This window comes from Actinoalloteichus sp. AHMU CJ021, from assembly GCF_002895405.1.
Taxonomy (GTDB): Bacteria; Actinomycetota; Actinomycetes; order Mycobacteriales; family Pseudonocardiaceae; genus Actinoalloteichus_B; species Actinoalloteichus_B caeruleus.
The window spans coordinates 1,408,454-1,424,094 of sequence record NZ_CP025990.1 but is presented as its reverse complement, the minus strand read 5'-3'; the positions used below and the strand labels follow the sequence as shown (position 1 = coordinate 1,424,094).

Genomic DNA, 15,641 nt, shown 5'->3' with positions numbered 1-15,641 from the left:
CTTCTGGTGGTGCTGTCCCCGAGTGCCATACCGTCTGGCGTGCCCCTGGTGGGTGTGCGGGGTTGGTGGTGCTGGTGTGGGGGTGGTGGCCGGTTGTTCTTTGAGAATTACACAGTGGATGCGAGCATCTTTGTGGTCAAGTAAGTAAGGGCACATGGTGGATGCCTGGGCATCAGGAGCCGATGAAGGACGTGGGAGGCCGCGATAGGCCTCGGGGAGCTGTCAACCAAGCTGTGATCCGAGGATTTCCGAATGGGGAAACCCGGCCAGAGTCATGTCTGGTCACCTACACCTGAATATATAGGGTGTGTGGAGGGAACGCGGGGAAGTGAAACATCTCAGTACCCGTAGGAAGAGAAAACAACCGTGATTCCGTGAGTAGTGGCGAGCGAAAGCGGATGAGGCTAAACCGTGTACGTGTGATACCTGGCAGGGGTTGCGTATGCGGGGTTGTGGGACCCACCGGTCGAGGCTGCCATCTCGGCGAGGAGTCAGAAAACATGGTGTTAGCGGAAGACGTCTGGAAAGCGTCAGCGTAGAGGGTGATACTCCCGTACGTGAAAGCACTGTGTCTCCTGGAGGGGATCCCAAGTAGCAGCGAGCTCGTGGAATTTGCTGTGAATCTGGCGGGACCACCCGCTAAGCCTAAATACTCCCTGATGACCGATAGCGGACTAGTACCGTGAGGGAAAGGTGAAAAGTACCCCGGGAGGGGAGTGAAATAGTACCTGAAACCATGTGCCTACAATCCGTCAGAGCCTCCGTTGTGGGGTGATGGCGTGCCTTTTGAAGAATGAGCCTGCGAGTTAGTGATACGTGGCGAGGTTAACCCGGGTGGGGTAGCCGTAGCGAAAGCGAGTCTGAACAGGGCGTCAGAGTCGCGTGTCCTAGACCCGAAGCGGAGTGATCTACCCATGGCCAGGGTGAAGCGCGGGTAAGACCGCGTGGAGGCCCGAACCCACCAGGGTTGAAAACCTGGGGGATGAGCTGTGGGTAGGGGTGAAAGGCCAATCAAACTCCGTGATAGCTGGTTCTCCCCGAAATGCATTTAGGTGCAGCGTCGTGTGTTTCTCATCCGAGGTAGAGCACTGGATGGCCGATGGGCCCGACAAGGTTACTGACGTCAGCCAAACTCCGAATGCGGGTGTGTGAGAGCGCGGCAGTGAGACTGCGGGGGATAAGCTTCGTAGTCGAGAGGGAAACAGCCCAGAACGCCGGCTAAGGCCCCTAAGTGTGCGCTAAGTGGAAAAGGATGTGGGGTCGCCCAGACAACCAGGAGGTTGGCTTAGAAGCAGCCATCCTTGAAAGAGTGCGTAATAGCTCACTGGTCAAGTGGTCCTGCGCCGATAATGTAGCGGGGCTTAAGCGCACCGCCGAAGCCGTGTCATTCACATGTTGAGCTCCATCTGTCTCCTTTTGGGGGGTGGGTGTAGGTGTGTGGATGGGTAGGGGAGCGTCCTGCACTGGGTGAAGCAGTCGCGTGAGCGGGTGTGGACGGTGTGGGAGTGAGAATGCAGGCATGAGTAGCGAAAGCAGAGTGAGAAACTCTGCCGCCGGATGACCAAGGGTTCCTGGGCCAGGTTATTCCGCCCAGGGTAAGTCGGGACCTAAGGCGAGGCCGACAGGCGTAGTCGATGGACAACGGGTTGATATTCCCGTACCCGTGTGGATGCGTCCCTGGCGAGGCTGGTGATACTAACCGCCCGTGGTGCTGTCCTGCTTTCGGGTGGGGTGGTGGCCATGCGCGGGATCTGAGCTGGTAGTAGCCAAGTGATGGGGTGACGCAGGAGGGTAGCCCCGCCAGTGAGTGGTAGTACTGGTGTAAGCGTGTAGCCAGGAGAGGTAGGCAAATCCGCTTCTCTGTTAATGGTGAGACGTGATGCATAGCCGAATGAGGCGAAGTAGGGTGATCCCATGCTGCCGAGAAAAGCCTCTAGCGAGTGTCTACGCGGCCCGTACCCCAAACCGACACAGGTGGTCAGGTAGAGAATACCAAGGCGATCGGGTGAACTGTGGTTAAGGAACTCGGCAAAATGCCCCCGTAACTTCGGGAGAAGGGGGGCCGTGTGGCGTGAAGCCCTTCGCGGGCTAGCGTTGTGTGGCCGCAGAGACCAGGGAGAAGCGACTGTTTATTAAAAACACAGGTCCGTGCGAAGTCGTAAGACGATGTATACGGACTGACGCCTGCCCGGTGCTGGAACGTTAAGGGGACCGGTTAGTCCTTCGGGGCGAAGCTGAGAACTTAAGCGCCAGTAAACGGCGGTGGTAACTATAACCATCCTAAGGTAGCGAAATTCCTTGTCGGGTAAGTTCCGACCTGCACGAATGGCGTAACGACTTCTCCGCTGTCTCAACCACAGGCCCGGCGAAATTGCACTACGAGTAAAGATGCTCGTTACGCGCGGCAGGACGGAAAGACCCCGGGACCTTTACTATAGCTTGGTATTGGTGCTCGGTTCGGCTTGTGTAGGATAGGTGGGAGACTGGGAAGCGGTCACGCTAGTGGTCGTGGAGTCAATCTTGAAATACCACTCTGGTCGTACTGGGTGTCTAACCTCGGACCATGATCTGGTTCAGGGACAGTGCCTGGTGGGTAGTTTAACTGGGGCGGTTGCCTCCCAAAGGGTAACGGAGGCGCCCAAAGGTTCCCTCAGCCTGGTTGGCAATCAGGTGTTGAGTGTAAGTGCACAAGGGAGCTTGACTGTGAGACTGACGGGTCGAGCAGGGACGAAAGTCGGGACTAGTGATCCGGCACTGGCTGGTGGAAGCGGTGTCGCTCAACGGATAAAAGGTACCCCGGGGATAACAGGCTGATCTTGCCCAAGAGTCCATATCGACGGCATGGTTTGGCACCTCGATGTCGGCTCGTCGCATCCTGGGGCTGGAGTAGGTCCCAAGGGTTGGGCTGTTCGCCCATTAAAGCGGCACGCGAGCTGGGTTTAGAACGTCGTGAGACAGTTCGGTCCCTATCCGCCGCGCGCGTTGGAGACTTGTGGAAGGCTGTCCCTAGTACGAGAGGACCGGGACGGACGAACCTCTGGTGTGCCAGTTGTACCGCCAGGTGCATGGCTGGTTGGCTACGTTCGGAAGGGATAACCGCTGAAAGCATCTAAGCGGGAAGCCTGTTCCAAGATGAGGTCTCCCACCCACTTTGTTGGGGTAAGGCCCCCAGTAGACGACTGGGTTGATAGGCTGGAGATGGAAGCACGGTAACGTGTGGAGTTGACCGGTACTAATAGGCCGAGGGCTTGTCTACGAAGGTGTTACGCATCCACTGTGTGATTCTGGGAGTGCAACTGGCTCCCTGCCCTGGGGTTGGTTGGGGTGGGGTGTTGGTTAGAGTGTTTCGGTGGTGATAGCGAGAGGGAAACGCCCGGTCCCATTCCGAACCCGGAAGCTAAGCCTTTCAGCGCCGATGGTACTGCACCTGTGGGGGTGTGGGAGAGTAGGACGCCGCCGAACTTTCTTTCACCGGTGGGTGGAGGGGAATGTGGTTGAGCACCTGGTGGGTGCTCCCGGTTCTCCTCCACCCACTTTTTTTGTGCGCCCAGGGCACCCGCCACCGACCGGGGCCGGGAACGCGGTGGTCCCTCGTTCGCGGCGGGTGCGGCTTCTCGACGGGCTTTCGGCGGGCGGTTGGACCGCTCGCTCGTCCCACGACGGCAACGTTCTGAATTCGATGTGGTGGAGGGCGTCGGGGGCAGCGGCGTTCTCGGGGCCGTCGGGCATAGCATCGTCGTCGTGACGAGTGTGCGAGTTCTTGTTCTGCAACCCGACCCGTCCGATCCGCCCGCCCGCCTGGGTGAGTGGCTGCGCTCCGCGGGTGCCGAACTCGACATCATCCACCCGGATCAGCAGGAAGTGCCCGAACTCGGCGAGTACCACGCCCTCGTGTGCCTGGGAGGGCGGGTTCAGGCCGAGGACGTCATCGCGCACCCGTGGTTGCTGGACGTGCGGGCCCGGCTGACCACCGCGGTCGGGAAGGGGCTACCGACGTTCGCGGTCTGCCTGGGCGCTCAGCTCCTGGCGGCTGCCGCCGGTGGCCGGGTGGAGGCGAGCCCCACCGGCCCGGCGGCTGGGCCGACGCTCGTCGCGAAGCGGGACGCCGCCGTCGAGGACGAGTTGTTCGAGGACCTCGTCCTGATGCCCCTGGTCGTGCAGGCGCACCGCGACATCGTCACCCGCCTCCCTCCCGGGGCGACGCTGCTCGCCGCTTCACCGAACTGCCCACACCAGGCGTTCCGGGTGGGAACGGCGGCCTGGGGCACGCAGTTCCACATCGAGACGACCCCGGAGATGATCCGCGACTGGTTCGACGCCGACCCGGAGTTGGCCGCCGCGGCGCCGGCCCGGGCGCACTCCACCGCCGCGCTCGCCGAGGCGCACGAGGAGATCGAGGCCACCTGGAAGCCGATCGTCACCCGGTTCGTCCGCATCGCCGCGCGACGCGCCGGACTGGAACCCCGGGAGCCGGGCCCGCGTCGCCTCCCGCTGGTCTGACGGCGGACCCGGAGGTGGCGGAGGACAGCGGGCCTCGGTGCTCCCGGCCGCGCGCCGGTGTCGGCGGGGCCGCCGGCACACCGAGGCCGCCCGATCCCGAGTGCAGGACAACCGGCGGAGCCCCGGGACGTGGCATCCGGCGGGACGGCAGTCTGGAGGACCTGTGATGGCGGAGGAATCGCGACCAGCACCCTGGTTGGGCCGTTTCGGGCTGACCGACGCCCGAACCCACCCGATGCTCGCGGCGGCGGGGTGGTGGGAGGCCGACCGCGTTCCCCCCGGGCTGGAGCCCGTGCTGGGCGCGTTGTCCGCCTCCGCCGACCCCGACCTCGCGCTGCGCGGTCTGGACCGGCTGCGGGAGTCCCTCGGCGCGGACTGGCCCGAGCTGGACGAGGCGTTGCGCACGGACCACGACCTGGCCGTGCGGCTGTTCGCGGTGCTGGGCGCCAGCACCGCCCTGACCGACCACCTGGTGGCTCACCCGGCGGAGTGGCGGCGCCTCGACGGTGAACTGCTCGACGACCCACCCAGCGAGCGCGAGTTGACCACCGAGTTGTGGTCCTCCGTCGGGGCGGTGGGGCCGGGAACCCGCTCGGAGGACCCGGGGGACCCGGCACCCGCGTGGGGAGCGGGTGCCGGGGCCGTACGTTCCACCCTGGTCGGGATCGAGGCGGTCCGCGCCCTCCGCACCGCCTACCGGGGCATGATGCTCGACATCGCGGCCACCGACCTGAGCCAGCGCGGCACCGGTTGGGAACCCGAGCGGTACCGCCTGGTCGCCGGCGCGCTGTCCAACCTGGCGGTCGCGGCGCTGCGTGCCGCGCTCGCGGTCGCGGTGACGGAGGTGCTGGGCCCACCCTCCGAGGACGAGGACCCGTCGGACGCCGAGCTGCCGTTCCGCCTGGCCGTCATCGCGATGGGCAAGTGCGGAGCGGGCGAGTTGAACTACGTCAGCGACGTCGACGTCGTCTTCGTCGCGGAACCGCGCCCCCCGGCGGAGGACGTGGACGCCGGGAGTGCGGGGGACGAGGGGGATGCAGCGCCGCACCGGGCGCTCGCCACCGCCACCAGGGTCGCCGCCGAGGCGATGCGGATCGCCGGTGAGGCATGTTTCCAGGTCGACGCCGCGCTGCGCCCGGAGGGGAAGGCCGGTGCCCTGGTGCGGACCCTGGAAGGGCATCTCAGCTACTACCGGAGGTGGGCGCGCACCTGGGAGTTCCAGGCGTTGCTCAAGGCTCGGCCGGTGGCCGGTGACGCCGCGCTGGGCAAGGCGTACCTCGACGCCGTCACGCCGATGGTGTGGACGGCGGCGGACCGGGACGACTTCGTCTCCGACGTCCAGGAGATGCGCCGGCGGGTGGAGGACAACCTGCCGGCCGAGCTCACCGAGCGGGAGCTGAAGCTGGGGCGCGGCGGGTTGCGCGACGTGGAGTTCGCCGTCCAGCTCCTCCAGCTGGTGCACGGTCGTTCGGACGAGGAACTGCGGGTTCCCGGGACGGTGCCGGCGCTGGGCGCGTTGGGGTCCGGCGGGTACGTGGGGCGGGTCGACGCCGCCGAACTCACCGAGTCGTACTGCTTCCTCCGGCTGCTCGAACACCGGCTCCAGCTCCAGCGCCTGCTGCGCACCCACCTGTTCCCCGCGTTCGACGACGTCGCCGGCCTGCGCTGGCTGGCCAGGGCGGCCGGCCTGCGCTCGGACGGTCGGCGAGGTCCGGGGGAGGTGTTGTTGTCGGAGTTCCGCCGGCACGCCGCCCGGGTCCGCCGACTCCACGAGAAGCTGTTCTACCGCCCGCTGCTGGAGGCGGTGGCCCGGGTGCCGTCGGAGGCGCTGCGGCTCACCCCGAACGAGGCGACCGCCCGGCTGGCCGCCCTCGGGTTCACCTCCCCGGAGGGCGCGTTGCGCCACATCGGGGCGCTCACCGAGGGGGTGTCGCGCCGCGCGTCGATCCAGCGGGCGCTCCTGCCGGTGCTGCTCGACCTGTTCGCCGACACCACCGACCCCGACGGCGGCCTGCTCGCCTACCGCCGGGTGTCCGAGGCGTTGACGGACACTCCTTGGTACCTGCGGCTGCTGCGGGACAGGGGCGCGGTCGCGGAACGCCTGGCCTTCCTGCTGGGGACGTCCAGGATGGTCCCCGAGTTGTTGGTCCGCGCGCCCGAGGTGCTGCGGCTGCTGGTCGACACCCCGGAGCTGGTGGGGCGGGACCCCGAGGAGGTGGCGCACTCGCTGGGCAGCGCCGTCGCCAGGCACGGCGACCCCGAACAGGCGGTGCTGGCCGCCCGGTCGCTGCGCAGGCACGAGCTGCTGCGGGTGGGGTGCGCGGACCTGCTGGGGCTGATGGAACTCCCGTCGGTGTCCCACGCCCTGTCCCGGATCTGGTCCGCCGTCCTGGAGGCGGCGTTGCGGGCCGCGGCGGGCGCCGTCGCGCCCCGCTTCGGTCCCGAGCCGCTGGCCAGGGTCGCAGTCATCGGCATGGGCAGGTTGGGGGGTGACGAGCTCGGGTACGGCTCGGACGCGGACGTCCTGTTCGTGTGCGAGGCCGTGGAGGGCGTCGAGGACCACGACGCCGTGCGTTACGCGACCGCCGTGGCCGAGACGCTGCGCCGGCTCCTCAGCGCACCCAGCCAGGACCCCCCGTTGCACGTCGACACCGACCTGCGTCCCGAGGGCCGGAGTGGCCCGTTGGTGCGGACGCTGGAGTCGTACCGCATGTACTACGAGAAGTGGTCGGACACCTGGGAGGCGCAGGCGCTGCTGCGGGCACGACGGGTGGCCGGGGACGAGGAGCTCGGCCGCCGGTTCACCGAGTTGATCGACCCCGTGCGGTATCCGGCCGGCGGTCTCGACGAGGCCTCGACCATCGAGATCCGCAGGATCAAGGCTCGGGTGGAGCACGAACGCCTGCCCAGGGGGATCGACCCGACCACGAACACCAAACTCGGCCGGGGCGGGCTGTCCGACGTGGAGTGGACCGCGCAGCTGATCCAGCTCGGCCACGCGCACGAGGTGCCGGGGCTCCGCACGACCTCGACCCTGGGAGCCGTGCGGAGCGCCGCGGCGGCTGGACTGCTGGACGAGGCCGACGCCGAGGCGCTGCGGGCCGCGTGGACGATGGCCAGCCAGGCGCGGAACGCGACAACGCTGGTCCGGGGCAAGGCGTCGGACCAGCTGCCGGGGCACGGTCGGGACCTCGCGGCGGTAGCCAGGACGCTGGGATATTCGGTCTCCGAGGACCCCGGGGTGTTCGTCGACGACTACCGGCGGGTGACGCGGCGGGCCAGGGCCGTGATGGAACGGGTCTTCTACGGAACGGGCTGACCCGGGCCCCCGGGCTCGTCGGCGCGGGTCCCGTCCCCTTCCGGCCGTCGTGGCGCGGGTGGCGCGGGCGGGGGCTCGCCGTCCGGTGCGCCCTGGGCGGGAGCGCTGGTGCCAGCAGCGGTCCCGGGGCCGGTGCTGGCCCGCAGGGTGGCCAGCTCGCCGCGCAGCGCGCGGAGCTCCGCCATGACCGCCGCGTGCTGGACCGCCTCCAGGCTCTGGTCCTCCGCCCACCTGGCGGCCGACAGCTGCATCTCCACCGCGCTGACGAGGACCGCGATCAGCAGGTTGAGCACGACGAAGGTGGTGGACACGATGTAGCAGACGAAGAAGATCCACGCCATCGGTTGGTCCACCATGACGGTGTCCGCGATGTCCGGCCAGTTCTCGGTGGTCAGCACCTTGAACAACGAGAACAGGGCGATACCGAGGTGCCCGAAGAGTTCGGGGGCGATATCGCCGAAGAGGTGGACGCTGATCACGGCACTGATGTAGAGGACCAGCAACAGCAGGGAGAGGACGGAAAGCAGGCCGGGGACGGCGCTGAACAACGCGGAGACGATCCGACGAATGGCGGGGACCGCGGAGATCAGTCGCAGACCGCGCAGCACCCGCAAGACGCTGAAGGACGTCGTGGTGGGGACGAGGGCCACACTCACCACGATCAGGTCGAACCAGTTCCACGCGCTGCGGAAGAAGCCGGTCCGGTACACGTAGAGCCTGGCCAGGAGCTCGACGGTGAAGACGGCGACCGCCGTGTGGTCGATGAGCAGCATCGTCTCGCCGTACCGGCTGGTCAGCCACGGGGATGTCTCCATCCCGAGCACGGCCGCGTTCACGAGGATGACGGTGATGATGAACTGGTTGAATCTCCTGGCTTCCACCACCGCGCGGACCCGGTCGCGAAGCGCCATGCATCCCCCGTTGTCCCGTGCACGTGAACGGGACGCCAGCTTACTGGAGAACGCGGGGGAAAACGCGTCGATAAAATGGTGAACCACTAGTGCACTGATTGGCGTGAACCACCGTTGAACCGTTTCCGGACCGGTTGGGAGAAGCACACGACCGTCGTCCAGGAATGGTGGGTCGGCGTTTTACGGGAGTTCGCCTCGGTGGGGAGCGGCGGGGCGCCGGATGGGCACGGGTGTCCCCCCGCCGTGGCGGGGGGACGGGCCGTGATCATCCCCAGCCGCCGGCGTCGGCGGTCGTGGCGACGTAGTCGGCGAAGTCGCGGGGCTCCCGGCCGAGCGCCTCCCGCACTCCGTCGGAGAGGTGGTCGTCCGCATGCCGGCGGACCAGCTCGCTGAGACCGGTGACCGCCCGCGCCGCGCCGGCCGGGTAGTAGCGGTCGGTGAGGTGGCGTTCGTACTCGTCGAGGGGGAGGGGGACGCGCCGGATCGTGCGCCCGGTCGCCGCCGCGATCGTGTCCAGCGCCTCGGGGATGCTGAGGGCCCGAGGACCGGACATCGTGTACACCCGGCCGGCGTGCCCGTCCTCCGTGAGGGCGGCGACGGCGACGGCAGCGATGTCCTCGGCGTCGATGAACGGGTGCCGACCGTCCTCGGTGCCGTAGCGGACCTCACCTTCGCGCACGCCCTCGGCCAGGAACGGTTCCTCGCTGAAGTTCTGGGCGAACCAGACCGGGCGCAACAGCGTCCACTCGACGCCGGACCCGCGCACGGTGTCCTCCCGGCTGATCACCGCTGGGTTGGACGTCTCGATCCCCTCCCGCGCCGACAGCAGCACGAGGCGGCGCACCCCCTCCCGGGTGGCGAGGCTGATGAAGGACTCGAAGTGGCTGAGCGGCCCGGCGTCGTCGGGGACGACGTACACGCCGTCGGCGCCGCGCAGCGCTGCCGGCCAGGTGGTGTCGTCGTTCCAGTCGAATCGGGTGGGGGCGCCGCGGGACGCCACGCGCGCGGTGTGGCCCCGTTCGGTCAGCTGCGCGGCGACCCGGCGGCCGGTCTTCCCCGTACCGCCGAGCACCAGGATCGTTTTCGCTGTCATGGGACGAGTCAATCCGAACGTACCGAGACTCGGAACCGTTCAAGGTCTTGGTGCGATGTCCGATCGTCTCGCCTAGGAGGAAGGCACGTCTCTCGGTTCCGCCACGGGGACCGAGGTGGAGCTCGGTCACCAGGGAGCCGGCCCGGGGCCGACGACAGCGAGGGCCGGGTGACCACGGCGGTCACCCGGCCCTCAGCCGGCGATCCACGGGACGGGGTGTCGACCACGCGGGTGGTGGACACCCCCTCCCGTCACACGTCGTAGTACAGCGAGAACTCGTAGGGGTGCGGCCGCAGGCGGATCGGGTCGATCTCCTGCTCCCGCTTCAGCGAGATCCAGGTCTCGATCAGGTCGGGCGTGAAGACCCCGCCGGCGAGCAGGTACTCGTGGTCCCGCTCCAGGTTGTCGATGACCTCGGACAACGTCGCCGGCACCTGCGGGACGTTCTTGGCCTCCTCGGGCGGCAGCTCGTAGAGGTCCTTGTCGATCGGGGCCGGCGGCTCGATCTTGTTCTTGATGCCGTCGAGGCCGGCCATCAGCATGGCGGCGAAGGCGAGGTAGGGGTTGCCCGAGGAGTCCGGGCAGCGGAACTCGACCCGCTTGGCCTTCGGGTTGCTGCCGGTGATCGGGATGCGGATGCACGCCGACCGGTTGCGCTGCGAGTAGACCAGGTTGACCGGGGCCTCGTAGCCGGGGACCAGGCGGTGGTAGGAGTTCACCGTCGGGTTCGTGAAGGCCAGCAGGCTCGGCGCGTGGTGGAGCAGCCCGCCGATGTAGTGCCGCGCGGTGTCCGACAGGCCGCCGTACCCGGACTCGTCGTGGAACAGCGGCTTGCCGCCGGCCCACAGCGACTGGTGGCAGTGCATGCCGGAGCCGTTGTCGCCGAACAGCGGCTTGGGCATGAAGGTCGCGCTGCGGCCGGCCTGCCAGGCGACGTTCTTGACGATGTACTTGAAGAGCTGCAGGTCGTCGGCCGCGTGGAGCAGGGTGTTGAACTTGTAGTTGATCTCGGCCTGGCCGGCGGTACCGACCTCGTGGTGCGCGCGCTCCACCGTGAAACCGGACTCCATGAGCTGGAGGGAGATCCGGTCGCGCAGGTCGGCGAAGTGGTCGGTGGGTGACACCGGGAAGTAGCCGCCCTTGTACCGGACCTTGTAGCCCTTGTTGCCCCCCTCCTCGTCGGCGCCGGTGTTCCACCAGCCGGCCTCCGAGTCGATCTCGTGGAAGGAGGCGTTCGCGGTGGTGTCGAACCGCACCGAGTCGAAGACGTAGAACTCCGCCTCGGGGCCGAAGAAGGCGGTGTCGGCGATGCCGGACGCCGCGAGGAACTCCTCGGCCTTGCGGGCGACGTTGCGCGGGTCCCGGCTGTAGGGCTCGCGGGTCAGCGGGTCGTGCACGAAGAAGTTGACGATGAGGGTCTTCTCGGCGCGGAAGGGGTCCAGGCGCGCGGTGTACGGGTCGGGGAGCAGCAGCATGTCCGACTCGTGGATGGACTGGAAGCCGCGGACGGACGAACCGTCGAAGGCGAGGCCGTCAGCGAAGGTGTCCGCGTCGAACGCCGCGGCGGGCACGGTGAAGTGCTGCATGATGCCGGGCAGGTCGCAGAACCTGATGTCGACGAACTTCACGTCCTCGTCGGAGAGGTACTTCAGGACCTCGTCGGAGTTTTTGAACACCCTCGCTGGCTCCTTACACGGGTCAGACACATCGAGTGGCCCCCAGTTGGCGGAAGCCATCACCGGTCGCTAGCAGCAGTGCGCCAGCGACGCTAAGTGGGACGTATTGCCCTGCCATCAACCGCATGTTTCGCGGCTGTTAACACAGCAGGATGTGACTGACATGATATGTGCGGCCGTCTGACCTGGCCCCGGACCGAAACGCCGCGAATCGGTCGTTACGCTGGGGTCCGTGAACAGGTGGACCGGCTCGTGGCTGTCCGGCCCCAGCGCGGCGCTCGACCCGGAGGGTCGGCGGGCCGCGGCGGAGGCAGAGAACCAGCGGTGGCGCGGCGAGCGCCTCGGCCTACCCGAGACGGGTCCGGGCTCCGTCGCCCGACCCCGGCGCAAGCTCGCGGCGCTGCTCGTCGACCTGATCATGGCAGCCCTCGTGGCCGGTCTGTTCACCGCCCCCGAACTGCCCCGGAACTGGAGCCTGTTGGCCTGGGTGCTGCTGACCGTGGTCCCGGTCGCCGTCGCCGGTTTCACGCCGGGCATGGCGCTGCTGGGCATCCGGGTCGCTCGGCTCGGTGGGGCCGCCCGGGTGGGCTTGCCCCGAGCCGCCGGTCGCACCGTGATGATCTTCTTCCTGATCCCCGCCGTGGTGTGGGACCTCGACTACCGGGGTCTGCACGACCGGGCACTGGGCACGGTCGTGGTGAACACCCGCTGACCTGGTCGTCCGGCCGATGTCATTGTGGTCGTGACCCGGGCGCCGACGGAGCGTCCCGCCTCCCCTGGGGCGTCCTGGACCGGGTCCGGGGGACCGGTGGTGCCGACCGCCGCGCACCTGTCACATCGTCCGTCCCCGCGACCGCGGGCTCGCTGACGCGCCGGCTCGGTCGAGTCGTTCGGAGGCGGGCCGTCGAGGAGGCCGCGCCGATCGCGCTCCACGGGTCGGTTCCGCACGTGCCCGCGTAGGCCGTCCGAGGAGGCCGCCCCGGTTCGTCGCCGGGTCCCTCTCCCGCGCGCGAGGGACGTCGGCCCCTCCAGACGGTCGAACGCCCCCCGGAACCTGGTCCGGAGGGCGTTCCCCGCCTCGATGCGTGGCCCTGGCCCGCTGGAGGAGCTCAGCGGCGGCGGATGGCCCGCTGCATGTTCCGCATCCGCGCCCCCTGGGGCATCGGCCCCTTGGGCATGGCGTTGCCCTTGCTGGCCAGCGCGGCGAGCCTCGTCTCCAACACGTCCATCTGCGCGACGCTGATGTTACGGGGGAGTTTCATGAGGTGGCGCTGGAGCTTCTTGAGCGGGACCTCCCCCTCCCCGTTACCGACCGTGAAGTCGTAGATCGGAGTGCTGCCCACCACCCGGGCGACGCGCTTCTTCTCCTGTGCGATGAGTCCCCGCACGCGGTGCGGGGCGCCCTCCGCGACCAGGATGATGCCGGGGCGCCCGATGACCCGGTGCACGGCGTCGAGGTGGGTGGTGCCGGCGACGGCGTTCGTCACTCGCCAGCGGCCGCGGATGTTCTCCAGCGCCCAGCCGGCGGCACCCGGCTGCCCGTCCGCGCGCTGGTAGACGGTGCGCTGGACGCGGCGGCCGAACACGATGACCGCGGCGAGGGCGCCGAAGGCGATGCCGACCGGCAGGAAGAACCATTGCAGCCCCAGCAGCAAGCCCAGGCCGAAGACGACGAGCGCGGTGCCGAGGAAGGCGACCAGCATCCACGGGATGAGCCGCTTGTCCTCGCGGCGCTGCATCTTGAACGCCTCGAAGATCTGCTTGCGGCGTTCCCTCGATGCCTGCCGCCGGGCGCTCTTCGCCGCCTTGGACGCTTCCTTGGCGGCCGCCTTGTCCGGCTTTCCAGCCGCTTTCTCCTGCTTGGGGGCCATACGACCAGGATACGGGGGAGGTCGCGGCCGGCCGCCCGTGGGGAGACGGCCGAGCCGGGACCGGAGCCTCGCCCTCAGCCGGCCCGGAACGGGCCGCCCCCGTGCGGCACGGGGGCGGCCAGGGTTCTCACCGCGCCAGCAGGGCGCTGGCCTCCTGCGCGGCGGGGCTCTCACTGAGCAGGTGGCTCAGGTTCTCGGGCAGTTCCTCGCCTCGGCGGCGCACCGCGCCCGCGTACAGCCGACCGGCGCGGTAGGAGGAGCGGACCAGCGGGCCGGCCATGACCCCGGTGAAGCCGATCTCCTCGGCGGTCCTGCTGTGCGCCACGAACTCCTCGGGCTTGACCCACCGCTCCACGGGGTGGTGGCGGACGCTGGGACGCAGGTACTGCGTGATGGTGATGATCTCGCAACCCGCGTCGTACAGCGACTGGAGCGCCTCGGTCACCTCGTCGGGCTCCTCGCCCATGCCGAGGATCAGGTTCGACTTGGTCACCAGACCCGCGTTCCTCGCCTCCGTGATGACCCGCAGCGACCGCTCGTAGCGGAAGCCCGGCCGGATGCGCTTGAAGATCCGAGGAACGGTCTCCACGTTGTGCGCGAGGACCTCCGGACGACTGGAGAAGACCTCGGCGAGTTGGTCCGGGTCGGCGTTGAAGTCCGGGATCAACAGCTCGACACCCGTCCCCGGGTTGAGCTCGTGGATCTGGCGCACGGTCTCGGCGTACAGCCAGGCGCCGCCGTCGGGCAGGTCGTCCCTGGCCACTCCGGTGACCGTGGAGTACCGCAGGCCCATCGCCTGGACCGACTCGGCGACCTTGCGCGGTTCGGTGCGGTCCAGCGCCGCCGGCCGCCCGGTGTCGATCTGGCAGAAGTCACATCGGCGGGTGCACTGGTCACCGCCGATGAGGAACGTGGCCTCCCTGTCCTCCCAGCACTCGTAGATGTTGGGACAGCCGGCCTCCTCGCAGACCGTGTGCAGGCCCTCGCGCCGCACCAGGCCCTTCAGTTCGCGGTACTCCGGACCCATGCGCGCGCGCGTCTTGATCCAGGATGGCTTCTTCTCGATGGGCGTCTGGCTGTTGCGGACCTCAAGTCGCAACAGCTTGCGCCCCTCCGGTGCGACCGTCACACGCCCACCCTACGCGTCGTCGTGCTGTGGTCCACGCCATCCGGTCGGGCATCCCGGCGGAGGACGTGGACCCGGCACCAGGCGTGCGCTCAGCGTGGATCGGGCGTCACTCCGGTGAGCGTCGCCGTGAGGTCCCACAACTCGGCCGCGACCCGAGTGTCCTGGGCCGCCGCCGTGGAGGACACCTTCTTCGGACCGCCCCTGGCCTCGCCGGGGCCGTCGGGCCCGTAGTAGTCACCGGACCGCACGTCCGGCATCGTCGCCGCGTACAGCTGCGGGCTGGCCCCGTCGGCGACGGGCTGGGTCATCACGCGGTTGACCAGCCCCCACCCCTTCTCCATCCAGGAGCTGCCCCGGGCCCTGGCCATGTTCCCGCCGAGCTCGGTGGCCGTCATGCCGGGGTGCGCGGCCACGCTGAGCAGGTCCAGGCCAGCCGCCCTGGCACGGCGGTCCAGCTCGAAGGCGAAGAGGAGGTTGGCGAGCTTCGACTGCCCGTAGGCCCGGCCCGCGTTGTACTTGCGGTACTCGTAGTTCAGGTCGCTCAGATCGAGGGAACCGGCGCGGTGGGCGATGGAGCTGAGGGTCACGACCCGCGCCCCCGGCCGCATGAGGCTGGGCATCAGCAACCAGGTCAACGCGGCGTGGCCCAGGTGGTTCACCCCCATCTGGAGTTCGAACCCGTCGAGGGTCCGCGTCAACGGCGGCGCCATCACGCCCGCGTTGTTCATCAGGATGTCGATGCCCTCCGGGCAGAGCGCCCTGGCCGTGCTGGCGGCCTGCCGCACCGAGGACAGGTCCGCGAGGTCTAGCTCGACCAGTTCGGCCTCACCGCCGGCGGCGCGGATCTCGTCCACCACCGGCCGCCCGCGTTCGGCCGAGCGGCAGGCCAACAACACTCGTGCGCCACGGCTGGCGAGGGTGACCGCCGAGTAGCGCCCCAACCCGGAGTTCGCTCCGGTGATCAGGACGTTGCGGCCGGTCTGGTCGGGGATCTGGGTTGCGCTCCATCTGGACATAGCTCACAACTACCGTGTGGCGATCCGTGGTGCCACGGCGGCCCGGCACCGGAGACCACCGCCGTGCCGGGACCGCGCCCTCCGCCGTGTCGAGGCCCCCGGTTGGCCCTCGCTCCGGTCGCCCTG

The 15,641-nt window shown here is 68.4% G+C and carries 9 protein-coding genes and 2 rRNA genes; 5 read left to right on the top strand and 6 right to left on the bottom strand.

What is annotated here, in order from left to right; translation table 11 throughout:
* Positions 1-134 precede the first annotated feature (134 nt).
* The 4 genes from C1701_RS05750 to C1701_RS05735 all read left to right on the top strand — a co-directional run bounded on the left by C1701_RS05750 (position 135) and on the right by C1701_RS05735 (position 7,819).
* Positions 135-3,256, top strand: a 23S ribosomal RNA gene (locus tag C1701_RS05750).
* 89 nt (positions 3,257-3,345) lie between these two features.
* Positions 3,346-3,462, top strand: a 5S ribosomal RNA gene (gene rrf / locus C1701_RS05745).
* A 279-nt stretch (positions 3,463-3,741) separates the two neighbouring features.
* Entirely contained in the window at positions 3,742-4,500 is a 759-nt protein-coding gene (locus C1701_RS05740; protein ID WP_026418186.1) for a type 1 glutamine amidotransferase, read from the top strand.
* Positions 4,501-4,666: 166 nt separating this feature from the next.
* Positions 4,667-7,819 (top strand): bifunctional [glutamine synthetase] adenylyltransferase/[glutamine synthetase]-adenylyl-L-tyrosine phosphorylase, encoded by a 3,153-nt coding sequence (locus C1701_RS05735; protein ID WP_103055646.1) that lies wholly within the window; start codon positions 4,667-4,669, stop codon positions 7,817-7,819.
* Here the strand turns inward: C1701_RS05735 and C1701_RS05730 are convergent.
* The 3 genes from C1701_RS05730 to glnA form a co-directional block, all read right to left on the bottom strand.
* Complete coding sequence (locus tag C1701_RS05730) at positions 7,804-8,730, bottom strand: ion transporter (protein WP_103055645.1); 927 nt, start codon at positions 8,728-8,730, stop codon at positions 7,804-7,806. The genes C1701_RS05735 and C1701_RS05730 overlap by 16 nt on opposite strands.
* Before the next feature lie 265 nt (positions 8,731-8,995).
* Positions 8,996-9,823: an NAD(P)H-binding protein gene (locus C1701_RS05725; RefSeq protein WP_337662161.1), complete on the bottom strand. Its 828-nt coding sequence runs from the start codon at positions 9,821-9,823 to the stop codon at positions 8,996-8,998.
* A 251-nt stretch (positions 9,824-10,074) separates the two neighbouring features.
* The gene (glnA, locus tag C1701_RS05720; RefSeq protein WP_026418189.1) at positions 10,075-11,499 is read right to left on the bottom strand and encodes a type I glutamate--ammonia ligase; all 1,425 of its coding nucleotides are present in this window, start codon (positions 11,497-11,499) and stop codon (positions 10,075-10,077) included.
* Between the two features lie 232 nt (positions 11,500-11,731).
* On the opposite strand from glnA, the gene C1701_RS05715 reads away from it, so the two are divergent.
* A complete protein-coding gene (locus C1701_RS05715; protein WP_026418190.1) occupies positions 11,732-12,211 on the top strand; it encodes an RDD family protein in 480 nt (159 codons plus the stop codon).
* 397 nt (positions 12,212-12,608) lie between these two features.
* Here the strand turns inward: C1701_RS05715 and C1701_RS05710 are convergent, their stop codons facing one another.
* From C1701_RS05710 to C1701_RS05700, 3 genes are all read right to left on the bottom strand, one after another.
* Positions 12,609-13,370 (bottom strand): DUF4191 domain-containing protein, encoded by a 762-nt coding sequence (locus C1701_RS05710; protein WP_026418191.1) that lies wholly within the window; start codon positions 13,368-13,370, stop codon positions 12,609-12,611.
* A 127-nt stretch (positions 13,371-13,497) separates the two neighbouring features.
* Positions 13,498-14,499 carry a lipoyl synthase gene (lipA, locus tag C1701_RS05705; protein ID WP_026418192.1) on the bottom strand — a complete coding sequence of 334 codons (1,002 nt, stop codon included), beginning with the start codon at positions 14,497-14,499 and terminating at the stop codon, positions 13,498-13,500.
* Positions 14,500-14,588: 89 nt separating this feature from the next.
* Positions 14,589-15,515 carry an oxidoreductase gene (locus C1701_RS05700; protein ID WP_026418193.1) on the bottom strand — a complete coding sequence of 309 codons (927 nt, stop codon included), beginning with the start codon at positions 15,513-15,515 and terminating at the stop codon, positions 14,589-14,591.
* Positions 15,516-15,641 lie beyond the last annotated feature (126 nt).